19 protein-coding genes are annotated in these 24,064 nt (G+C 44.6%); 18 read left to right on the top strand and 1 reads right to left on the bottom strand.

Features of this window, described 5'->3' with window-relative positions:
* Nucleotides 1–33: 33 nt before the first annotated feature.
* The 3 genes from COU47_00705 to COU47_00695 all read left to right on the top strand — a co-directional run bounded on the left by COU47_00705 (nucleotide 34) and on the right by COU47_00695 (nucleotide 4,992).
* On the top strand, nucleotides 34–1,920 hold the full coding sequence (locus COU47_00705) for a transketolase (protein PIR70013.1): 1,887 nt from the start codon (nucleotides 34–36) through the stop codon (nucleotides 1,918–1,920).
* A 104-nt stretch (nucleotides 1,921–2,024) separates the two neighbouring features.
* The gene (locus tag COU47_00700) at nucleotides 2,025–3,470 is read left to right on the top strand and encodes an aldehyde dehydrogenase (protein PIR69937.1); all 1,446 of its coding nucleotides are present in this window, start codon (nucleotides 2,025–2,027) and stop codon (nucleotides 3,468–3,470) included.
* 94 nt (nucleotides 3,471–3,564) lie between these two features.
* Nucleotides 3,565–4,992 (top strand): hypothetical protein, encoded by a 1,428-nt coding sequence (locus COU47_00695; protein ID PIR69936.1) that lies wholly within the window; start codon nucleotides 3,565–3,567, stop codon nucleotides 4,990–4,992.
* Here COU47_00695 and COU47_00690 read toward each other — a convergent pair.
* The gene (locus COU47_00690; protein ID PIR69935.1) at nucleotides 4,989–5,192 is read right to left on the bottom strand and encodes a hypothetical protein; all 204 of its coding nucleotides are present in this window, start codon (nucleotides 5,190–5,192) and stop codon (nucleotides 4,989–4,991) included. The two genes, COU47_00695 and COU47_00690, sit on opposite strands and share 4 nt — an antisense overlap.
* An 89-nt stretch (nucleotides 5,193–5,281) precedes the next feature.
* Between COU47_00690 and COU47_00685 the strand changes: the two genes are divergently transcribed.
* The 15 genes from COU47_00685 to COU47_00615 all read left to right on the top strand — a co-directional run bounded on the left by COU47_00685 (nucleotide 5,282) and on the right by COU47_00615 (nucleotide 23,392).
* Nucleotides 5,282–6,658 carry a hypothetical protein gene (locus COU47_00685; GenBank protein ID PIR69934.1) on the top strand — a complete coding sequence of 459 codons (1,377 nt, stop codon included), beginning with the start codon at nucleotides 5,282–5,284 and terminating at the stop codon, nucleotides 6,656–6,658.
* A gap of 7 nt (nucleotides 6,659–6,665) precedes the next feature.
* Complete coding sequence (locus tag COU47_00680) at nucleotides 6,666–7,481, top strand: hypothetical protein (protein ID PIR69933.1); 816 nt, start codon at nucleotides 6,666–6,668, stop codon at nucleotides 7,479–7,481.
* Nucleotides 7,482–7,490: 9 nt separating this feature from the next.
* Nucleotides 7,491–8,483, top strand: a complete 993-nt coding sequence (locus COU47_00675; GenBank protein PIR69932.1) for a hypothetical protein — start codon at nucleotides 7,491–7,493, stop codon at nucleotides 8,481–8,483.
* Between the two features lie 7 nt (nucleotides 8,484–8,490).
* Nucleotides 8,491–11,190 (top strand): hypothetical protein, encoded by a 2,700-nt coding sequence (locus COU47_00670; GenBank protein ID PIR69931.1) that lies wholly within the window; start codon nucleotides 8,491–8,493, stop codon nucleotides 11,188–11,190.
* A 5-nt stretch (nucleotides 11,191–11,195) separates the two neighbouring features.
* The gene (locus COU47_00665; protein ID PIR69930.1) at nucleotides 11,196–11,942 is read left to right on the top strand and encodes a hypothetical protein; all 747 of its coding nucleotides are present in this window, start codon (nucleotides 11,196–11,198) and stop codon (nucleotides 11,940–11,942) included.
* Between the two features lie 5 nt (nucleotides 11,943–11,947).
* A complete protein-coding gene (locus tag COU47_00660; GenBank protein PIR69929.1) occupies nucleotides 11,948–12,628 on the top strand; it encodes a hypothetical protein in 681 nt (226 codons plus the stop codon).
* A gap of 134 nt (nucleotides 12,629–12,762) precedes the next feature.
* Nucleotides 12,763–13,929: a hypothetical protein gene (locus COU47_00655; GenBank protein PIR69928.1), complete on the top strand. Its 1,167-nt coding sequence runs from the start codon at nucleotides 12,763–12,765 to the stop codon at nucleotides 13,927–13,929.
* A 234-nt stretch (nucleotides 13,930–14,163) separates the two neighbouring features.
* Nucleotides 14,164–15,339 (top strand): UDP-N-acetylglucosamine 2-epimerase (hydrolyzing), encoded by a 1,176-nt coding sequence (neuC, locus tag COU47_00650; GenBank protein PIR69927.1) that lies wholly within the window; start codon nucleotides 14,164–14,166, stop codon nucleotides 15,337–15,339.
* Complete coding sequence (locus tag COU47_00645; protein ID PIR69926.1) at nucleotides 15,221–16,054, top strand: acylneuraminate cytidylyltransferase; 834 nt, start codon at nucleotides 15,221–15,223, stop codon at nucleotides 16,052–16,054. The genes neuC and COU47_00645 overlap by 119 nt, the downstream gene beginning before the upstream one ends.
* A complete protein-coding gene (locus tag COU47_00640; GenBank protein PIR69925.1) occupies nucleotides 16,051–17,079 on the top strand; it encodes a hypothetical protein in 1,029 nt (342 codons plus the stop codon). Before COU47_00645 ends, COU47_00640 begins: the two co-directional genes overlap by 4 nt.
* 46 nt (nucleotides 17,080–17,125) lie before the next feature.
* Nucleotides 17,126–19,402: a hypothetical protein gene (locus COU47_00635; GenBank protein ID PIR69924.1), complete on the top strand. Its 2,277-nt coding sequence runs from the start codon at nucleotides 17,126–17,128 to the stop codon at nucleotides 19,400–19,402.
* Between the two features lie 28 nt (nucleotides 19,403–19,430).
* Entirely contained in the window at nucleotides 19,431–20,438 is a 1,008-nt protein-coding gene (locus COU47_00630) for a hypothetical protein (protein PIR69923.1), read from the top strand.
* 5 nt (nucleotides 20,439–20,443) lie between these two features.
* A complete protein-coding gene (locus COU47_00625; protein PIR69922.1) occupies nucleotides 20,444–21,322 on the top strand; it encodes an ADP-L-glycero-D-manno-heptose-6-epimerase in 879 nt (292 codons plus the stop codon).
* Nucleotides 21,319–22,488 carry a hypothetical protein gene (locus tag COU47_00620; GenBank protein ID PIR69921.1) on the top strand — a complete coding sequence of 390 codons (1,170 nt, stop codon included), beginning with the start codon at nucleotides 21,319–21,321 and terminating at the stop codon, nucleotides 22,486–22,488. The genes COU47_00625 and COU47_00620 overlap by 4 nt, the downstream gene beginning before the upstream one ends.
* A complete protein-coding gene (locus tag COU47_00615; protein PIR69920.1) occupies nucleotides 22,472–23,392 on the top strand; it encodes a hypothetical protein in 921 nt (306 codons plus the stop codon). Before COU47_00620 ends, COU47_00615 begins: the two co-directional genes overlap by 17 nt.
* Nucleotides 23,393–24,064: the final 672 nt, after the last annotated feature.

The following is a 24,064-nucleotide window of genomic DNA, read 5'->3' as shown; positions in this document are numbered from 1 at the left end:
ATGTATTACATCCCGCTTGATGAGATCCGGCGGATGAGAGAGAGCATTAAGGATACATTTTCACTGTGTCCTGTTCTCGCCGATATCTTCCGGATAAACGCACTCTACATGATACAGAATGCGGGATCGGGGCACATCGGGACATCTTTCAGCGTTATAGATATGCTGACATGGATTTGGGTGCGTCGCTTACACAATCCAAACAACGCAGATTATAGTAGTGATATTATATTCAGCTCCAAGGGGCATGATGCGCCCGCATTCTACGCGTTGTTAATCGGTATGGAGCGTCTTGCGTTTGAAAAAATACATGCATTGCGAAGAATAGGCGGACTCCCAGGCCACCCCGACAGGATGATACCGGGTATGGTAACCAACACCGGCTCGCTTGGCATGGGAATATCAAAAGCAAAAGGCATGGTATCCGCAAAGCGTCTCCAGGGCAAACTGGGAAATGTGTATGTTATATGCGGAGATGGTGAATTGCAGGAAGGACAGGTCTGGGAATCGCTTGTTTCGGCAAAAGCAGAGCAGATGAGCGAACTGACCGTTATTATTGACCATAACAAGTATCAATCTGACAGACTGGTTTCCGAAACGAGCGACCTCGGGAACATAAAAGCGAAATTTGAAGCATTCGGATGGAATGCTTTTGAAATAAATGGTCATGATATTTCTGCGTTAGAAAATGTTCTATGGCATGCATTTTACGACCAGAGAAAACCCGGGAATCCACGCGTTATCATCGCACACACGGTTAAGGGCAAGGGTGTTTCTTTCATGGAAGATAGTTCTGAAGACGGCTGGTATCAATACCATAGTGGCGCTCTTACGCAGGAACGGTACGAGCATGCTTTTGCAGAATTGTTTTCTGCGCTCACCCAAAAAACCGCAGCGCTTAATATGCATCCGGTGGCTGTGCGTAAGCGCACGGCAGCTGTTGCCACTTCCAATTCAGCTAAGAAGCAAGAGAAACTTGTTTCTGCGTATGGCGAAGAACTTGTTTCTATGGCGCGTGAGCGGGGAGATATCGTTGCACTTGACGCAGACTTGGTAAAAGATTGCGGGCTCGTGCAGTTTCGTGAAGAGTTCCCAGAACGGTATTTCCAGTGCGGCATAGCAGAACAAGACATGGTATCGCGTGCGGGAGGTATGGCGTTGGGGGGGCTTTTGCCGGTTGTGCATTCGTTTGGATGTTTTTTAACACTCCGGCCGAATGAACAGATATACAACAATGCAACCGAACGGACAAAGATAATTTATACTGGTTCGCTCGCGGGGCTCATTCCTGCGGGTCCCGGCCATTCGCACCAATCAGTACGCGATATCCCGCTTATGACGATGCCGGGGATGACAATCATTCAGCCGGCGAATGAACAAGAAGCACGCATGGCAATCCGTTGGGCGGTAGAAAAGAATGATGAAAGTACATACATCAGGCTTGTTACTGTCCCGTGTGAATGTCCATACGAGCTTGCCCCTGCATATGAACTTGAAAAGGGGAAGGGAGCGATGCTCAAGGGCGGAGATGATGTTGCAATTCTTGCGTACGGACCCGTGATGCTCACCGAGGCATGGATAGCAGCAGAGCAGGCATGGCGGGAAGAACGCATTTCTGTTGCGATATTCAACATGCCGTGGCTGAATTGCATTGATGGCAACTGGCTCCGTAGTGTCGCATTTGAAGATTTCTCTTGCGTGTTTGTGATAGACGACCATTATTGTGATACCGGTCTTGGAGAACGGTTTATGGCAGAAATAACCCGTCTCTATCAAAAGAATATTGAGTGTCCGATAGTGTATACGATTGGCATTGAAGATATCCCGGCGTGCGGAACTGCTGATGAAGCATTACGTTACCATGGGCTTCATGCAGATTCTATCGTTCAAAAAATAAAAAAGCGTTATACGGAAAGGTAACGCAAAGCTCCGGAAGAAACTCCGGAGCTTTTTATATATTGATTTTTTGTCGGATTTCTTGTACGGTATGCACAATTGAACATTGATAAGGAGGGTATGCACTCATGAGATATCCCGATACGATTGGCCATTGGCACGGAGGGTTATGGGTGGGGGCCTTGAATGGATGTATAGAAAAATTTGATCCCTGTAGCGGGAAAAGTATAGCTAAGATACACCAGGGGACGGAGGAGGATGCCGCTACTCTTGTAGATTCTGCGAGGAATGAATTTTTTTCATGGCGCAAAACTCCCATTTTAGAACGGGCCTCTATACTTCTCAAAGCAACACAGATAATGGAACGCAATAAGAACAATATCGCGCGCATCGTCCACATAGAAACAGGAAAATCCATGAAAGACGCGCTTGGTGAAGTGAGCGGGGCTATCCGTATGGGGTATTTTTGGGCGAGCGAAGGCGAGCGTTTCTATGGGCGCACCATGACGAGCGGGATGAAAGACAGATTTGCATATACGGTTCGTGAACCGGTTGGCGTATGTGCTCTTATCACCTCATTTAATACGCCCATTGCGAACACAGCATGGAAGATGTTTCCTGCGCTTCTTTGTGGGAATACCGCTGTTATAAAACCGTCCGAATACACGCCGTATACGACGATAATGTTTGCGGAGATGCTCGCGGAAGCGGGTCTTCCTCCGGGCGTGTTTTCTGTATTGCAGGGGGATGGACAAGCTGGGCGTGCTCTTATCGAGCAGGATATTGATCTCGTTAGTTTTACCGGTTCCGCCCGCACTGGATTTGCAGTACGTAGAATAGTTTCGGAGCGTCCGGTGAAAGTGTCTTTGGAACTCGGTGGGAAAAACCCGCTTGTTGTATGCGCAGACGCAGACATAGATTGGGCGGTCGAGTGCGCTCTGCTTTCTGCATTTAGCAATGCGGGACAGCGCTGTGCTGCGGGTTCGCGTATTCTTGTTGATGTCAGTATAGCGAATGTATTCAAAGAAAAACTAGTTGCACGAACGAATGTGTTGCGGCTCGGTAATGCTGATGAAGACGATCTCGGTCCGGTTGTCAGCGAAAAACAACTTATGGCGATGCTGACGCAATGTGAAGATGCGAAGAAGAGGGGGCGTATCGCATTTTTAGCAGGTGGCTATAGAGTGGGGCGACCCGGATATTTTATGGCGCCAACTATTATAGATGATGAATTTCATACATCCCTGCTTGCGCAGAATGAATTATTCGGGCCTATTGTTTCTATCCATGTATTCGATACATTTAGAGAAATGATCGAAATGGTTAACGGAACCCCGTACGGACTCACTGCTGCTATCCATACCAAGCACTCGGATGCCATCCAGTGCTTTATCCGAGATTGCAGAAGCGGTATTGTGTCGGTAAATGGTCCTACATATGGCAGCGAGCCAAACATGCCATTCGGCGGAGTGGGTGTTTCGGGGAACGGTTTCCGCGAACCGGGCACCGAAGCGCTTGATGTGTACACAGAAACTAAGGGCGTGTACATAAAATACTTTCCAGATACAGTCTAAAATAAAAGCTCTCGGGTTATCCGAGGGCTTTTTTATATATGTAATGAGAGGTTGACGAAATGCTTATTTTACGGGAGAATATGGGGTAATTATCATGCAAAAGGAACAGAAAAAGACCATTGTTATTTCAAGTTTCCATACGCTTATATCCCGGAATATCCTTCGTTCGGGAGTGCTGGAGTTTTTGCATGGTAAAGTAAATATTGTTATTTTTTGTCCGCAGCGAAAGAAAGATTTTTTCAAACGCGAATTTGAAAAAGATGGGATTATTGTTGTAGGCATTCCCGAGGTCCCTCTTTCTCGGAGAGAGCAGATTCTCCGGACGGCCGGGGCGTTGCTTTTACCCACATCCACCATGTCTCTTAAGAGCAGGGCGAAATATTGGCGTGAGAAAAAAAGGATACCATACGCTCTTTCCCGTTTTTTATACCATACTATAGCGCGTCTGCACTACACGCCCGTATTGTTCCGTAATATTTTTTCATCATTCTATGACCAAAATATTTTTGGCGGTTTTTTTCAAGCGTATCAACCGGACCTGATATTCTCTACGGACATGCTTGATTGGGATGACATTCGTATGCTTGTGGAGGCAAAACGGCACGGCATAAAAACACTCGGGATGGTCCGTTCGTGGGACAATCTTACGAACAAATCATTAATTCCCGTAGCTGCGGATCATTTTTTAACAAATAATGATTTTATAAGAAATGAGCTCGTGGGGCTCCACAAGGTGCGTTTTAAAGACATTGCTGCAGTCGGCATGCCGCAGTTTGATTACTATATCGGATATAAGCCCACGGGGAGAAAGACATTTTTTGAAAAGCTTGGATTTGATTCAGAGCGGCGAATGATTATGTTTGCACCCATGGGGAGTAAATTTATAGAAACCGATTGGCAAATGCTTCAGTTGCTGCATGACGCCATTCTTTCGGGGGAGATTCACGGACATCCCCAGCTTTTGGTTCGGATTCCTCCAGGGGATGATTTTAATAAAGATGCGCTTCGCCTTTCAGAAAAAGTGAAGATATTTTTTGATAAGCCCGGAACAGCATTTCAGAGTGGAAAAAGAAAGGATAATGAGATGGGAAGGGGTGACATGGTTCATCTTGCCGATTCTTTGTTTTACGCAGATGTACTAGTGAATGCGGGGTCCTCATTGTGTATTGATATGGCGGCATTTGATCGTCCGGTTGTTTATCCTGATTTTGACGGGGGGGAGGGAGCGCCATATTTTCGGAGTGTTCGCCATTTTGGTGAATACCATCATTATCAATATTTATTTAGGCATACGGGCTGCAAAAAAGCTCCTTCGCGGGAAGCGTTGATTGCATGGATAAATACATATCTTGCAACCCCTGCTTTGCATAGAGAAGAGCGCAAAGCATTTTTAGAAAGTCAATGTGGCAAGCACGACGGTAAAGCGCATGCGCGGGTCGCATCCGCCATATTGCAGCTGCTTGAAAACGGGTTCCATGCTTTTTCTGATATTCGCATGGGCAAGAACAAAGAAGATATCTAAAACTTACCCCAACGAATACCATGCCATACCCGTTCGTGTGAATAAAAGAGTAAAATTTTTGCGGCTATTTCAAAAATGCCAACACTCAATGAAAGCTTTATGTTTTTTGTAATAAAAAAAACAAACAGCGCGGTAGTTATTGTCGCAAAAATACGATACGTTATTCCTTTTAAAACACTTCGCGTATGGCTGTCGCGCATGGATGTGTAAGAATGATAACAACTTTTATATAGTATTCTAGGTAGCTGATTTATGCAATAATGATGATTACCATGGAGAACCGTGCGTTATGAGCAATAAGATTGTTTTTATCCCTATATTGCAAGGAGCAGAAGCAAAAAATATTTTGCGGACCCGCTTATATCAGCTTTTACTTTCTGATACGGATATCAGAATTGTTTTTTTTGTCGCGAGTGAAGCAAAGGCGGAATATTATAAAAAAGAATTTTCTCATCCGCAAGTACTATATGAGGTGTTCGGTGCGTACAAACGACCCCGGGGGAGTGAAATATTTGAATATCTAAAATTCCGCTTACTCCGCACATCAACCATTGATTTGCGGCGCAAAAGAGCGCGTGATATGGGTGGCAGCATCTTCGGGTACGTCGCAAGTTATATTCTAACGAGGGCATGTGCGAATAGACTCTGCAGGAGGGTGGTCCGCTTTTTTGATTATTATTGCATACGTGACAATGCCTTTTCTCAATATTTTGACAGGTATTCGCCCCAGCTCATCGTGACGGCGCATCTATTCGGAGAAATAGAGACAAGCATGCTGCGTGAGGCAAAGAAAAGGGGAGTGCGTTCAATCGGCATCGTAAATTCGTGGGACAAGTTAACGGGGCGTGCAATCATGCGCTTGCTCCCCGATATACTTCTCGTGTTTAATGAGATACAGAAAAAAGAGGCATTACGGCACGCAGATATAGATGAAAAAAACATTATTGTTGTGGGGGCGCTTCCGTTTGACTATTATGCGTATGGAACGCCGTCTACTCGTGCCGAATTTACAAAGCGGCTTGGTGTTGAGCCCGATAAAAAAATTTTGGTATATGCTCCCCTGGGCCGCTCAAATAGCGCATCTGATTGGGACATCCTTGATTTGTTGCAATCATGTATGAGAGATGGAAAAATAAAGCATAGCGCCGTTGTTTTGGTACGCTACCCTCCGAATGATTTTATAGACGAAAACGAGGCCAAAAAACGCCCCTCCATTATTTTTGATGTCCCGGGAGTGCGTTTTACCAAAAAACGAGGATTCGGATTGGATTGGGACATGACCCAAGATGACCTTCAGCATTTATTGGATACGGTGGCGCACGCTGATGTGTTTGTAAGTTATGGATCAACGCTCATACTTGATGCGGCGATGCTCGATAAGCCTATAATCAACATTAATTTTGAGATGAGGAAAAACATCCCGCTTTCTCAAAGACCAACGAGTTTTTACGAAACAGAACATTATCAAAAGGCGTTGCGCACGGGTGGCATCCGCATGGTTTCTACTGCTGATGAATTGATAGAGTGGATTAATGTGTATTTCTCGCATCCGGAGTGTGATCACGAGAGCAGACTACGGTTGCGCGATGAACAATGCTGGCGTTTTGATGGGAAAGCCGCGGAGCGGATAGCGGATGTGATATTTTCCGCCATGCGCCAAGAATAGAGATATTATGGAATACCCCAATAAAGAATTCATAGACAAATGGAAAGATATTTCAGGGAAAAGAGAGTCCGGGATGGAATGGACTCTTTTCGTGCCGCCTGGGGAACATCCGCGCACACAGCGACAATTTAATTTATATAATTACTATCAGCTCATTCATAAGATTGTCAAAGGAAAAGGGTATCGCACAGCGTTAGAGATAGGATGCGGCAGAGGGACGCTTGCGTTATTTCTTCACGCGTATGACCGCATGCAGGTAACGCTTCTTGATAGTTCCACGGATGCCATTGGGCTTGCCCGAAGGAATTTTCATGTGTTTGAGGGGGCGGGAGAGTTTGTTGTTGCGGATGCGGCAGATACCGGCCTTGCTGAAGACACGTATGATGTTGTTACATCCATAGGGCTTTTAGAGCATGTGCCCGATTACCATAAAGTGCTGATGGAGGCTTATCGTATTATGAAACCGGGTGGCATGTTGGTGACACTTATTTTGCCGCGCAAATTTTCTTTGCAAGCGCTGAATGATGTATACAAGTTTTTATTGCGCCCGTTTTTGCCAAAAAAGAAACTGCAGAAAGATTATTATCGGAATACCGATACTCCCAAACAGTATGTTACTGCGGCGCAGTCCGCAGGGTTTGCGAAGTGCTCGTATTTTTATGCAAATCCATTCCCCATATGGACGCCGATACCTTATATATGTGAACGGCCGATAACTATGCTGTATCGGGCGATATTACGGTTCCGCCGTTTGTGGACGAAGGAACCCATGAAAACGAATAAGTTCTTTTCGCACGGTTATTTTTTAATATGCTTTAAGTAGCGTTGCTTTATGTTTCAGTATCAAGACATGCCAAAAGAACATATAGTGTGCAATCTGTGCGGAGGAGATAATTTTTTTATTTTGGCAAGAAGCGCTTCTAATGGCCATGCAGCACAAACATGTCTTTGTAAGCGCTGTGGATTGATATATTTAAATCCACGCATGACGAAAGAGGCATACGACGAATACTACAGATCCTTTTATAGAGAAGATAGGGCGCACGCGAAAGGCGAGAAAGAGGAACAATCTCTTGAAGACGGATTTCAGATGAGTGTGCGTTTTGGAGAAGCGCTTGCGCGCGCACTCTCAACATATGTACATACGGAAGGCGTAACGATAGATGTAGGTTCGAATAGCGGGGGCGCGCTTCAGGGGTTTAAGAATATATTTCCCAAATTAGAACTTGTGGGCATTGAGCCATCAAAAGCGCATGCGGAATTCGCAAATATCCGGGGGATTAAAACATATAATTGTCTTTTTGAGGATTTTCCCAAAGAAAAAATGCAAGGCGTATCCCATATTTTGTGTTTTCATACACTCAATCATTTGCTTGATCCGAAGGGGTTTTTTATCTGGGCACATAGTGTGCTGGAGCCCGGCGGGCGACTTATTTTGTCGGTAAAAAATTTCCGAGCGCAAGCCCGCCGGGGCGGCTCCCTTGTCTCCGCAATTCAGATAGACCATGCCTTTATGTTCACTCCTGAGTCGCTCCGTCTTATGTTGCAAATGGCGGGGTTCCGTGTTTTGTATGAAGACAATGACGAATATAAAAACAGAAGCGAATGGACGCATCAACTTAAGTCAGGGTTGTCGGTTCATCACATCCGTATTGTCGCCGAAAAGGCGAATATTCCGGCTCCGGAGGAGCTGGATGTATTAGTAAGCATGCCCCCACTCGTTCTCCAAAGGCAACTTTCCCGTTTCCGTCTGTTTTTATACTACGCGTTATTTTATTCCCGAAAGACAAAGTTACTAAGAAGATTATTCCGTATCCGTTATTAAGCTATATATGCTTTTTTCGCCCCGAAGAAAAAGATATATGCGATATGCGCTCTTTGCTCTCATAGCGGGGTTTTTTGTTGTGGATGCGTTTTTTCTCCTTGTGTTTCTGCAGCAGAACAAAAATGCGCTTGTGTTTAATCCGTTGGTAAAAAAAATATTGCCGACATATCGGGGGCTCCGTGAGCTTGGGGTAAATATCTCGAACCTCGCATATATTCCATATATGTTTGGAGGCGCAGATATTCTTTCGTACGACCTTGAAATTGATAGCGAGGACCTCCGCGCGCTCAACGCAAATCTTCCGGATCCGTTTTCTGATGCGGTGCTCCGGGGGGAAGCGTGGCTGAGCGATGAATTCAAAAAAGAAGTGCCGGCGCGTTTCTTTTTTAATGGAAGAGAGCATGAGGTAAAAGTCAGATATCGCGGCGATAACCCGAACCATTGGGTGCGCACAAAACGATCTTGGCAAGTAGATTTTAAAAAAGAAGATTTGTTTGGAGGTATAGAGGTGATAAAATTAATCATTCCAAGCGACCGCGAGTATTTTGTAAAATACTTGAATGATTACCGCGCCCAGAAGTTTGGCCTTGCTGTGCCCGACGCAAAATATGTGACATTGCGTGTTAACGGAAAAGATATGGGAGTGTACTACCAGATAGAAGACTGGTCAAAAGAATTCTTGGAACGCTCCGAATTGCCGTCCGATGCTAATTTGTATATTACCGAAGACATATCTCTCTCCGAAGGAGATGGCCTTTCTGCGTATGATGGTATCTCCTTTTGGGACAAGCAGACAGATGATGGGCGGTTTAATTTTGAGAATAGGGCTGACCTTGATACGCTGTTGTGGGTTTTAAAAGAGCCTGACGACGCATTCCAGCGTGACATCGGCAATATACTTGATTTGGAAAAATTTTATGCGTGGAACGCCATGTCGCTTCTTGCGGGGAGTAAACATCAAAGTCAAAGCGGGAATGTTCGTTTGTATGCTAACCCAAGCAGCGGAAAATTTGAGACTATACCCTGGGATGTCGGTATAAGTTCGGATATCAGCTTGCCTTTTTTGGGGGAGGATGGCTGTGCTTCGTTCAATGATTTTGTCGCATGCAATGATAAGCTGGTGGATCGGGTGCTTGCGTATCCCGAATTTTCCTTTCGCCAAAAAGAAGTACTCTGGGCGTATGTGTCTGATGACCGTAATATAGAAGACGACATTGCGTTTTTCGATCAGGTGTATCACGATTTACGCCCCCATTTTTATCGTGATTTTGCAAAATACGATAGTAATAGAACATTTGACGCTAAAGTCAGACAAAACAGAAGCGACTTTCAGGATAGCTTTTTTTTGCTCCGCGGCCAGCTACAGGACACGCAAGCAAATGGGGTTATCTCGCTTGATGCATTGGCGCATGAATTGCAAATAGATATAGCGGTAGAGGGATTGGGAGATAGCGCGGTTAAAACACTCACTATTCCCTTTGCTGGAGAAGCAATAGGGAACGCGCGTGTATTTGAAGATTCTAACAAGAATAACATACATGATGCGGGAGACGCGCTTCTGTCCCAGGAATTTATTTCGGGCAAAAATAGTGTCGTCTTTCCGGGTATTCCGCTTCATTTTTCTCCATCGCCGGAGAAAAAGGATACAAAAACGATATTCGTGACATTTGAGCCATTTGGGCAAGGTATGCCTTTTGCGTGGCAGGATGTTCATATTTTGTTTGTGAACTTAATTACGCATGAAGAATTTGATTTTACCGAAACCCGATTCATAGATAAGACAACCTTCCATCATTTTAAGGACATAGCAATGTCTCCGCAGGAGTTTGTGTCTTCGCGCGCCGGTTTTTTCTTACGGAACGGGAGTATTGTACTTTCTTCCGGCACGCATATTATGAGCGGCATCACCGTGATACCCGTAGGGACAACATTTATCGTCTCTCCCGGAGCGACGCTTTTGTTCCAGGAAGGAGCCTCGCTTGTATCATATAGTCCGGTTGAAGCGCGCGGGAGCGAGTTTGCGCGTATTTCTTTCCGTCCATTGCGGGAAGGCGTGGCTTGGGGAGTGTTTGGGGTTGCAAATACTGGAGATGCTAAGAATGTGTTTGAATATGTTGATATGCGTGGCGGAAGTGAGGCCAATATAAATGGGATATTTTTTTCGGGGATGCTTTCTGTATATAATGCTGATGTTGTATTTTCTCATAACGCTGTTGCCGGAGCATATGCGGATGACGGGCTCAATGTGAAGTATGGGACAGTAGATATCATAAACAATATATTTGAGCACAATAGCGCAGATGCGCTTGATCTTGATTATATTAAGCACGGCATTGTTTCCGGGAACACATTTGTAGAGAACGGAAATGACGGCATTGACCTTTCGGGGGCAGGAAGCGGCCTGGTGATACGCAACAATACCATCTCGCGCTCTGGTGATAAGTGCATTAGCGTGGGAGAGAAGTCAGAGGGCAATAGTATTTCAAGCAATATCTTGACCGGCTGCAATATCGGCATTGAAGTAAAAGACCTTTCTACTCCGGTTATTAGCAACAATGAGATCACGGGCAATAATATAGGAGTGCATGCGTACCGCAAAAAAGAAATATTCGGCGGGGGCATGCCGGAGCTGCATGGCAATATCTTCCAAAAAAACGGCATCGATACGCAAAGCGATGAGTATTCAAGCATCATCTTTAATCCTTAACCATTATGCTTCCCAAGCTTCATTTTCAGCGATTTGAATTTAAATATCTGCTCTCTCCGCAGCAAGAATTTTTGATAAAGAAGCGCATTAAGCCATTTATGTCTCGTGATCCGCGTGCTGCAGAATCACAAACCGGGTCATATGAAATATGGAGCTTGTATTATGATAGTCCTCGCTATTTCTATTACCATGAAAAAAAAGACGGCGTAAGAAAGCGAAAAAAGATACGATGGCGGGCGTACAAGCAAAACGGCGTCTTCTCAGAGAACATATTCTTTGAGATAAAGCGGAAAGATGACGCTATTATCTTAAAAGATAGAATATATGTTTCAAAAAAGGAGTATGCGCTATTCGCCGGCCGGGAAGAAGACACCCTTTCCGAAAAAAAAGACAACGTTATCCAAGAATTCTTGTCGGAGAAGTTATTGCGGTCTATTGCGCCTGAGGTGCTGGTTGTGTATGAGCGGGAACCGTTCGTCGGCTCGTTAAATGAAAATGTGCGGATAACCTTTGACCGGAACATACGCGCACGAAAACACAATTCGCTTATATATGAAGGAGAGGATTTTGTTCCGGTGCTGCAAGACAAGACCGTTATGGAGGTAAAATTCAACGGCAAGCTCCCGTTCTATCTGCATGAGGTTATCCGGGAATTCAATTTGCACCGCATGTCGTATTCTAAGTATTGTGAGAGCCTTGATGCATCCCGGAAAGACTCTATTGCATTTTCTTTACGGGACGGTATTATATAATCCATATGGAAAGTTTATTTTCGGAAGGCGCGGGGGCGTCTTTCTCCATTCCGTATATTGCGTTCAATATCCTGCTCACATTTGGGTTGTCTTTTTTGATTGCGTATGTGTATAAAAAAACCCATCGCGGGGTGTCGTATTCGCAGTCCTTTGTATTCACGCTTGTATTGGTATCGGTTATCGTTGCAATGGTGATGATGGTCATCGGGAGCAGCGTTGCGCGGGCATTTGCTCTCTTGGGCGCTTTTTCCATTATCCGGTTCAGGACGCCGGTCAAAGATACGAAAGATGTAGGATTTATTTTCTTTGCGTTGGGTGTGGGTATGGCAGTTGGTACCGGAAATTACGCGATTGCGCTTGTTTCGACAGCGCTGATATTAGCGATAATCTTTTTTCTTACAAAGATTAATTTCGGTTCATTCCATTCGCACGAACATCTGCTTTCGTTTATTGTGGACAGTAAGGACGGCGGGTCCCACTCATTTGAGGAGTTGTTTCAGAAATACATAAAAAATAGCATGCTTTTGAACATTAACGCACGAGAGGGAGGTACTGCGTCCGAGATGGTGTATCATGTAAAGTTTATTGACACCCTTCGTATTGATGAATTTGTGCGGGAGCTTTCCGGGCGCGCGGGCGTTTCTCATGTAAAAGTTATCGCGTATAAGGATGATGTGGAATATTAGATCTAGCTTATTAGTTTTTGCGGGCGGGCCTCATGTGCCCGCTTTTTTTATATTCTATTTATGGGTATTCTTGGTAGCTTGCCTTGAGCTTATTCTAAACTTGCCGAAGGGTGACAATACATCTGGTTGACATTTTGGTATGTGTTTTATATTCTTTTGGCATGAACATTCACAAACAAAGAGGAGGCATGGATATGATCTGGGAAAAGCTAAGCACGGACCTTTTTATTATCGCCGAAGCAGGAAAGAACTTCATCCAAACGGAAGAAGATCGCTCGGTAGAGGAATATTTGGCGAATGCAAAACAGCTCGTTGACGAAGCGGCCGCAGCAGGTGTTGATGCCGTAAAATGGCAGACACATAATGTTGAAGACGAGCAGCTTGATATTGATGTAACAGCGCCTCACTTTAAAGGGAGCGATCGATATTCTTGGGTAACGCGTAATACAAACGCCACTCCGTTTGAAGCTTTTTGGAAGCCCTTAAAGGCGTATTGTGATAAAAAGGGGATATATTTTCTTTCTACGCCAATGAGCCGGGGTGCTGCAAAAATGCTGGATTCTGTAGGCATGCAATTTTGGAAAATCGGTTCGGGTGATATTTTGGATTTTGTTATGCTCGATTATATGCGTGAGAGCGGCAAGCCAATTATTATTTCTTCGGGGATGAGCACCCTTGAAGAAGTAAAAAGAGCAGTTGCCTTTTTGCGGGAGAAGAATGATAAGGTTGCACTTTTGCATTGCGTGTCGCAATATCCTTGCCCGCCAGAGGAGCTTCGTCTCCCAACAATAGAGCTATATAAAGAGATATTTCAGATGCCGATAGGATTTTCGGATCATTCTCTTTCATTTGATTCGGTAGAGACGGCGGTAGCTTTGGGCGCAACGATTATAGAAAAACATTTTTCTATGGACCGCGAGTTGTATGGCGCTGACCATAAGGTGTCATTTACACCTGGCGAATTTAAAGAATTAGTGGATCGCGCGCATGCGGCATATGAGAGCGGCTCCAGAAAAAAAGCAGTGCTGGCGAGTGATTTTGCAAAGAGAGCGCAGACAGCACCCAGAGAAAAGTGTCTCCAAGAAGGAGAGTCGGCTTTCCGTCCATTATTCAGAAAATCGCTTATGGCGGGTCATGACATGTCTGTAGGCACTGTTCTCACAAAAGATGTGCTTTATGCCATGCGACCCCAGCAATATGCCGGCGGGCTGCCCTCAGAAGAGTATGAATCTGTATTGGGAAAGACGATAACGAAAGCTTTAAAAAAATACGATCCCATCACTAAAGACATCATTGTGTAGGGGTTTTTGAGCAAAAGAGTGGAATTAAAATTCCACTCTTTTTTATTACTGTCAAGTCTAGACTAGGTGGGGTGATAAATTGTATTATAATGCCATATTATTGTATCTCAGGGGAGAGAAATGAGAGGGACGCACGAAGAACGGGCTACTTAGGGAGACAGGTAGCAAAAACCATACTACAATACATATATATTATTTCGTCAATTATTTTTATAGAAAAAAGACAGACGACATATGAATAAGAAAAGAAAAATTTGTTTTGTAATTACGAGCTTTATTCATTACAGCAGGAATTTTTTGATACTTGAAGAGCTCCGCAGGCGTGATGATACGGAGCTGCACATTATTGTCGGGGGAGCTGCTCTTCTTCCAAAGTATCTTTCCAAGTTTACAAACATAAAGGAAGAATTGCGGCGCGGAGGATTTACTCATATTCATGATGCATATTTCAATTTGGAAGGCAGTGACGGCATCACAAAAGCAAAAACCGCGGGACTTGGAACAATAGAGTTCTCGACGATTTTCGGAGCAATACAGCCTGATCTTGTGCTTGTGCGCGGGGACCGGTTTGAAGTACTTGCGGCGGCAACTGCAGCGGCGTACATGAATATCCCTGTTGCGCACATTGAAGGAGGAGATGTTTCGGGGACACTCGACGAATCAGTAAGGCATGCGATTACCAAGCTTGCGCACATCCACTTTACGACGAATGAAGATGCGCGTAAGCGGGTCATCTGCATGGGAGAGCGGCCGGAATATGTATTTAATTTCGGCAGTCCCGATGTTGAGCTGGTGCACAAAGCCGCCACCGACTCGGCAGACGTTATAGATTTTGATGAAACGGGGAGTGGCGCGCGCATCGCATTCAATAATGATTTTTTGATGGTGATGTATCATCCCGTAAGCACTGAGGTAGGAACATTGGGAGAAAAAACACGGATGCTTTTGGAGGCGGTACATGAAACAGGGATGCCCGCGTTATGGTTTTGGCCGAATTTTGACGCAGGTGCTGAAGAAATCTCGCACGAGCTCCGCAGATTTCGTGATACGGCAGAGGGTCATACCATCAGATTCACGCGGTATTTGCCGCCGAAAGTTTTTCTTGCGTTGCTGAAAAACACTAAAATGCTTATCGGGAATTCTTCAGCGGGCATAAAAGAGTGTTCGTACTTGGGAGTTCCTGTTGTTATGACAGGCACGCGGCAAAACGGACGATTGCGTTCAGAAAATGTCGTAGAGGTTTCTGACACAAAAGAAGACATAAAAAAGGCGATACAAAAGCAGATGACGCATGGGCGGTATCCGGCGTCAAGCATGTACCATGGAGAAAACACCGCAGAGCGTATCGCGGAAACACTTGCGACAGTTCCTCTGTATATTCAAAAAACATTCCATGAGCAAGAGCCATAAAAAAATATTAGGCATTGTTACTGCGCGTGGAGGTTCGAAAGGAATTCCGGGCAAAAATGTAAAGCCGCTTTTGGGAAAGCCGCTTATTTTTTATACGATCGCTGCTGCGCAAAGATCCGAGGTATTTGACCGTCTTATTCTTTCAACCGATGACGCAGACATAGCGGAAGTCGCGAAACGCTATGGATGCGAAGTTCCGTTCATACGGCCGAAAGAATTAGCGAAAGACAATACGGCGCATTTACCGGTCATTCGGCATGCGGTAGAGTGGCTCAAGGAGCGGGAAGGATATAAACCTGATTATGTGATGATATTACAGCCGACTTCGCCGTTGCGTCAGCCTTTTCATATCAAGGACGCCGTTGCTCTTCTTGATGCCGGCGCAGACACTGTGTTGAGCGTTTCAAAGATACCGAAGCAATTCAGCCCGTATAAGGGCATGGTCATACGGGATGACGGTTTTATGGAGTTGATAAACGGTGATCCGGTGCGCAACCGCGCGATACGGCGGCAGGACCTTAAAGATGCATATTGGAGCGTTGGCGCGATCTATCTTTTTAAGACAGATCTTTTATTTGAGGGAAAGGACCCTCATTTTTATGGGAAGCGGGTTGCCCCATATACAATAGAAACAAAATACATAGTTGACATTGATGAGCCCGAAGATTGGGAGGTCGCCGAAAAAGCATTAATACGGTTGGAAAAAGGAGTATGAACATACTTATTTTAGAAGGAAAACATGATTATTCTCCAAATGCGGTTACCATCTATCGCGCTCTTGGTAATGTCCGGTTTTGGGAGGATGATCTTGCGCTGTCAGTGACGAGTGACGATGAGAGAAAAGATTTCCTTGCGCATACGAATGTTCTCGTGGTGCGTCTTAGGCATAAAATAGACTTTTTGTGGATGGATAAGATGCCAAATCTCAAAATAATTGCGACAAATACAACAGGGCTGAATCACATTGATACGAGAGAAGCCAAGAAGAGAAAAATAAAAATCATTTCTCTGAAGGGGCGCACAGGATTTTTAAAACATATCCCCTCAACCGCGGAGATGACGTGGGGGCTTATATTGGCATTAGCTCGAAATATTCCTTGGGCGTATGGCACCGTTACCGGATACGGTAACAGCAGAGGTGTTGGCAGCGCTTCCGAAAGATGGAACCGAGATGCCTTCAAAGGCAACCAGCTTGCGGGGAAGACGCTCGGCATCATAGGGTTCGGACGTTTAGGAAAAATTGTCGCGCAATATGCAAAGGCGTTTCGGATGAATGTATTATTTTATGATCCGTACAAAAAAACAGCACGGTCGGCAAAAAAAGCATTGTCATTAGAAGAATTATGCAAAAGGGCAGATATTATATCCATGCATGCGTCATATGACCAGGAGAGGCCGGAAGTTATTTTGCAGCGGAGACATTTTGCATTGATGAAAGAAAAAACGCCCTATGTTGTAAATACGGCGCGCGGAGAACTTGTTGATGAAGAAGCGTTGTTGTGCGCCTTGAAAGAAGGATGGATAAAAGGCGCGGCGCTTGATGTTATGGCGCGCGAGGATATGGGAGGCGGCAAGCACTTAAGCGGGAATGAGTTATATAATCATGCATGCGTTTCTTTTGAAGATTTTGAGAAGATGGGCAGGCTCATTATCGTTCCGCACATAGGAGGCGCTACGCACGAAGCGGTGCAGATAACAGAAGATTTTATCGCGGATATCGTCAAAAAACGTTTACAATAATAGCGCATTTATTTTTATAGGGGACTGTGATAGTCTTTAATTACTTATGCAATCAAGAGAATTAGAAAAAATATTGTTATGGGTAGTGCGTATCGGCATTTATGCGTTGCCGTTCACATTGTTAATCGTTTCAAAGAGCGCGTTTTTTCCGTATATTACCACTAAAAATTTTCTTTTTCGGGGGATTGTTGATGTTGTTGCCGCCGGCTGGATCGGCCTGCTTATACTCAATTTTAAGCACTATTGGCCCAAAAAAAGCTTTATCATAATCGCTTTTTCTTTATTGATAGGGGTGGCATTTCTTGCAAGCGTTTTTAGTACTGATCCGTCGTACAGTTTTTGGTCAAATTTTGAGCGCATGGAAGGATTCATCGCGTATTTCCATTTACTTCTCTTGTTGTTGGTACTTGTAGGCGTGTTTCAGAAGCGGAGAGATTGGTTTGTCCTTTTCGGGATGTCTATTGCCGCAAGTGTTCTCTTGTCATTTTATGGGCTGCTTGAATACGCGGGGGCGGTGACAACATTCGCCGATAGCGACCGGGTTATTTCAACCCTGGGAAATCCGTTATATGTTGCCGCGTATTTAACTTTTCACATCTTCCTTTTGGGGTATTTTTTCTTTTATGTCAGAAATACGTATCTTCGCGTGCTTTTTGCGGCGCTCGCGTTTTTTGAGCTCGTTATATTTTTCTTGACCGGTTCGCGCGGAGCGCTTGTAGGTATTGTTGCCGGCTTGGGAGCGATGGTCTTTGTGTCTATGTTCATGGTGAAAGAAAAAAAGAAAAAACTGATCATAGGATTGATTCTTATCACGCTCGCGCTTGCCCCCCTTGGTCTCGGGATGCTTGAAGACGTTTCGTTCGTAAAAAATAACAGCGTCCTTGCGCGCTTCTCGCGCATCTCGATAACCGATACTACCGTATCTTCCCGCTTTATTATTTGGGGAATGGCAGTTGATGCATTTTTAGATAGGCCGGTACTTGGGTGGGGATTGAATAATTTTATTATTCCTTTTGGAGAGCATTATAACCCCGCGTTATTCGGCAATGAACCGTGGTTTGATAGAACGCACAATGTTCCGCTTGAGTGGCTGGTATCTACTGGTATCATTGGTTTTTTCGCATATTTATTATTGATTGCCGCAATACTCTTTTCTTTACGGAAGGCCGCAAAGCGGGGCATTTTAAAACCGCGTGACGCACTCATATTATTTGGAATGGTCATCACATATCTTTTCCAGACACTTTTCGTATTTGATGTGCTCGCAACACACATGATGCTTACGATTGTCGTTGCTTTTCTCGCGGTTTTGATGACCGTCTCAAAAGAGACATGGGAGCAGAAATACCAGAGCATGAGTAGTCGGGCGATATCCGGCATACATATCTTTGGTGTGATAGCAGTGTTTTTTGCCTCGTTTGCGTTTATGTACATTGCTACAATAAAACCGCATCGCGCATCCACTGCTCTTATTGATGCGTTCCGTGCAGTTGGAGAAGGGAAAAACGATGCCGTGCTTAGTTATTTTAATGAGGCGCTCGCATCGTCTCATGGGACTATAGGAGAGCCGGAGGTCCGGGAACAGCTTGCGCGTTTAGTATCAGATGGACTTTCGGGGAGTCCTGGTCTTTTGCAAAATGCTCAAATTCAGGCGATAGCCACTCGCGCACAGGATGAGCTAGAAAAAGAAGTCGCGAGTTACGGAACAACGCATCCCAATATCCGTTTTTCTATCATGCTCGGACGTTTATATGGAGTATTGGGAATTGTAAAAGATGATGAGGATTTGCTAAGACGATCAATCCAGATACACGAGGACGCGATTGCGTTCGCCCCGAACTATATTCCTTTATATCCGTTTGTCGCGAATTTTTATACGAAGTTGCGTCAATACGATATAGCGCTTGATCTTATTCGTGAGGCGGAGAAAAAATTGGCATTGCATAACAAATTCAGCTATGAGGTGTCTTATAACTTGCCTTTCATCAATGTTATCGCGGAGCGCTATGACACCGCATTGGTAGAGACGCAAAGACTTAAGATTTGGCTCGGCGGTAATTTGAACGATATCGACACAACCAAGATGAATGTTATCTTGGATGTCGCGCAGGGGAATAATTCTCCGGGGGGACGGAAGTTCATTGAAGATGTGTATAATTTGGATCCTCGGGTAACTCGTGCGGGCCTTTTGCTCGCAGAGATATATGCGGATGAAGGAAGATATGCCGATGCGCGGCGGGTTGTCGGCGAGGTTCTTGAGAAAGATCCTTCATTGGCGGAAGAAATTAACAATTTTTTAGCGAGTCTCGACGCGCTTGAATGATAGAGCATTTAGTCATACTCTATATTTTATGGCAACAGAAAAACCGAACATAGGAATAGTGGGATTGGGGATGGTGGGCGAGCCGCTCAAACGGTATTTTGAGCTGGAAGGGTTTGTGCGCGGGAAGAACCTATTTTGTTATGATACTGATCCAAAGAAGCAATACTCTGATAATGTGAGAAAGGCAGATATTATTTTTGTTACGGTGCCGACACCCCGGAATCCCGACGGAAGCTGCAATGTAAAGATTGTAGAAAGCGTGATTCAAGAGTATGCCGACAAGAAAAAGGCATTTGTGATTAAGTCTACGGTTGAACCGGGTACGGCGGAACGGATTGCTAAAAAGTATAAAGTAAAAGTTTTGTTTAACCCGGAATTTTTGACCGAATCGCGCGCATGGGAAGATATGATAAATCCCGACCGGCAGGTCGTCGGGCATACCGTATCAGCAAAGGAGCACACCTCAGAAATACTCAATCTCCTTCCTCGCGCATTTTTTACTTCTCCGGGGACGCTCGGAGCGTATAACTTTACGCGGATTAATGCGACAGAGGCTGAACTTGGGAAATACGCAGGGAATTCATTCGGGGCGGTGAAGGTCGCGTTCGGTAATATATTCGCAGATATCTGCAATGCCATTGAATATGTTTTTAAAAAAGAAGGAATAAAAGCGCCCGTTGACTATAATAATGTTCGGAAAATGGTTGCTCATGACCGGCGGATTGGAGACGCGTGGCTTGATGTGCATCACGGAACATACCGGGGCTTCGGCGGATATTGTTTGCCAAAGGATCTTGATGCAATTATTTTTACTGCCCGTACGCTTGAGAAGCAGTTACCCCCCAAGTCAGAAAATCGCTTGCTGCTTGACCGTGGTGTGCGGATTCTTGAGGCAGTCCGGGATTACAATAACACGCTTCTTGAAGTGCAAGGTATTCCGTTTGATAAAGCGACGGGGCATGACCATGAGGTCGCGGCGTTTTTAAAAGAAAAAACAAACAAGAAAGCATCTCCAAAGAAAAAAGAAAAAAAATAGATTCTATGGCTACTCATCAAAAAACGGTATTAGTTACCGGAGGAGCAGGATTTATCGGCACTAACCTTATAGAGCGGCTTGCTGCGGATTCGCATATCCGCGTTGTTTCGCTTGATAATTATTTCACTGGACTCAAAGAAAATCATATTGAGGGTGCTACGTATATCGAAGGCGATACAAAAGATATATTTTCCCACATCACAGAACCGGTTTCCATAGTGTATCATTTGGGAGAATACCCGCGCGTTGAACAAAGTTTTCAAGATGTGCGGCAAGTATGGGAATACAATAGCATGGGGACATTTGCCGTAATAGAATTTTGCAGGCAGCAGGGATGCAAGCTTATATATGCGGGGTCAAGTACGAAATTCGCGGACAACGGGTTCGGCAGGCATCAAAGCCCGTATGCGTGGACGAAGGCGACAAATTCTGACTTGGTGAAAAATTATGGCGATTGGTATGGCCTGCCGTATTCTATTGCGTACTTCTATAATGTGTATGGTCCGCGTGAACGTTCGGGAGAATATGGTTCAGTGATTCAAATATTTAAGGAGCAGTATATAAAAGGAGGACCGCTGACCGTGCGCATGCCCGGGAATCAGCGCCGGAATTTTACTCATGTGAACGATATTGTGCAAGGCCTTATTCTTATTGGAGAAAAAGGAGAAAGAGAGGAATACGGGCTTGGGTCAGAGGAATCGCATTCCATTCTTGATATAGCAAATATGTTTGAGAGCGAAATTGAAATGATACCGAATCGTCCCGGCAACCGCATTGATTCATCGATTGATACGACTACCGCACGGGCGCTTGGCTGGAAAGCTGAGCATAGTATTAGAGATTATATCGCAAGCATTGTTCGTTCGCGTACACAAGTCGTATGAAACAGCGCGTTCTTATTTTTTCAACGGCGTACCTTCCGCTTGTGGGAGGAGCGGAACTCGCAATAAAAGAGATTACTGATCGTATGCCGGAATACGATTTTTTTATGATTACTACCCGATTTTCGCGGGCGCACAAAAAACACGAACGCGTGGGAAGCATAGAGGTATATCGTGTTGGTTGGGGAGTGTTGCCGTTTTTTGATAAATTATGCTCCCCGGTACTCGGCGCCTTGCGGGCGCGGTCTCTCGTGAAAGAGCAGCCGTTCTCTCTTTTTTGGAGCATGATGGTATCGTTTACGAGCATGTCGCCATTTCTTTTGAAAGTACTCGGTTTGCATAGAAAAACGCCGGTGCTGCTGACACTGCAAGAAGGCGATTCGGAAGCACATCTGACATACCGGTATGGAGGACTTATGTTTTTAATGTGGAAGATGGCATTGCGTTTGGCAGACAGAATTCAGGTTATCAGTAATTATTTAAAATCACTTGCAGAGAAAAGGGGAGCTCGTGTTCCGATTGATGTGGTGCCAAATGGGGTCGCGTATACGCATTTTTCTCGGCAGTACGCCCCCCAAGAATTAGATGCGTTAAAGCGCGCACTAGGAAAGGGTAAAGAGGATGTGTATGTTATCACCACTTCGCGATTAGTGTTGAAAAATGCTGTTGACGATGGTATAAGAGCCTTAGAACGTCTTCCTCATCGGGTTAAATTTTTAGTGCTTGGCAAGGGTCCGCTTGAGCGCGATTTAAAAAAGCTTGCAACAAATCTGCATGTTGCCGAAAGAGTTTTTTTTCTTGGCGAGATTAGCCACGCGGATATGCCCAAATATTTGCGCATTGCTGATATATACATACGGCCTTCGCTTTCTGAGGGTCTCGGGAATTCTTTTTTGGAGGCAATGGCGGCAGAGGTGCCGGTTATTGCAACTCCGGTGGGCGGCATCCCTGATTTTTTAACTGACGGAGTGACGGGTCTCTTTTGCAATGTCCGCAATCCAAAAAGTATTGCGATGCAGGCGGAGAGACTTATGCGCGATAATGCATTACGCGATAGCATTATTCAAAATGCCAAGCGTATGGTGGAGGAGAGGTATAATTGGGATACAAGCATAGCCGGGAAGATGAAGATCATATTTAAAGAACTTATTCATGGACATCAGTGGTAAAAAAGTAATCGTTACGGGAGGCGCGGGATTTATCGGTTCTCATGTGGTGCGTGAGCTTCTTTTGCGCGGATGCAGAGTAACTGTTATCGATAATTTATTGACAGGAAAAAAAGAGCGGCTACACCCGCAGGCGGATTTTCAAGAAAAGGATATCCGCTCATTTGAAGATATAGCACCCTTGTTTTCCGGAGCGGATATTGTATTCCATATTGCGGCTCTCCCGCGTGTGCAGCCATCCATACAAGACCCGCGGACAACTCACGATATTAATGTTACCGGCACGCTGAATGTATTGCTTGCCGCGCGTGATGCAAAAGTAAAGCGAGTCGTGTATTCCGCGTCTTCTTCGGCATACGGCAATCAAGAAGAACTCCCGCTGCAAGAAGAAATGGAACCGCGCCCGTTGAGTCCGTATGCGTTGCAAAAATTGCAGGGAGAAATGTTGTGCAAACTATTCAGCGGCATTTATAGTCTCCCAACGGTTTCTTTGCGGTATTTTAATGTGTATGGTCCTGGAGCGAATACGGAAGGCGCATACGCTTTAGTTATAGGAAGATTTTTGGAGCAAAGAAAAAAGGGAGAAAAGCTTACCGTTGTTCCGGATGGAAAACAGTCGCGTGATTTTACGCATGTCTATGATATTGTGCGTGCAAATATTCTTGCCGCGGAATCTGAAAAAGTAGGAAGGGGAGAAGTGATAAATACAGGCGGAGGAAACAATAAAACAGTTTTAGAAATAGCAGAACTGATAGGAGGTCCGTATGAGTTTATTGAACCGCGACTTGAACCGAAGCATACGCTCGCCGGCATTTCGAAAGCAAAGGAGCTATTGGGATGGGAGCCTCGCGTAGATTTTAAAGAAGGCATTTTAGAACTGAAAAAGCTCTATGGTCTGGAAGAGTAGACTTCCCAAAAGCATACTTATTGACATATGTTAAGCAATTTGCTATACTCCTAATAAGTGAGTGTGCCAATTTTTGACACATTTCATCATCATCACGAAAGTTCCCGGCTCTGCCGGGATTTTTCGTTTTTTATGGGTCTTTATGAGTCTTTCATTTTCGTACATGTGGTGGTAGTATTATGGAAGAGAATATTCTTTTTCCTGACGGTCAGGGGTGAGCGCACTCACACATGATGTATGATGGAGTCAAACCTCCCCCTGACTTTCAGGGAAAAGAATGCATGTAAAAACTTTTCTAGAGAAAAGTTTTTTATTTTTTTTGCGTGATGTAATATTTTTTTATTGCATAACGCGCATATGTATAATATTTTTTTAAAATATTTATCCACAGGTTTAGAAATTTTTTATTGTTTTTGTCAATAAATCATTTGATAATATATATAGAAGTACTTTCAAGAAAATTTTATAAAAAATTTTTACACTCTATTCCAACTCGTATTACAATTTTATTGTAGTATGAGTTGGAACAACAAACAGCTCGCGGTCGATGTTTGTTGGGTAGAATTTTTTTCGCATTTTTTATGGCAAAAAAAAGAAAGAAAGCAGCGAAAAAGAGCTCACGCAAGACTACGAAACGAAAGACAACGAAGCGAAGAAAGGCAGCAAAGAAGA

This window comes from Candidatus Niyogibacteria bacterium CG10_big_fil_rev_8_21_14_0_10_46_36 (genome assembly GCA_002772995.1).
Taxonomy (GTDB): Bacteria; Patescibacteriota; Minisyncoccia; order 1-14-0-10-42-19; family 1-14-0-10-42-19; genus 1-14-0-10-46-36.
This window is presented reverse-complemented; position numbering and strand designations above follow the sequence as displayed.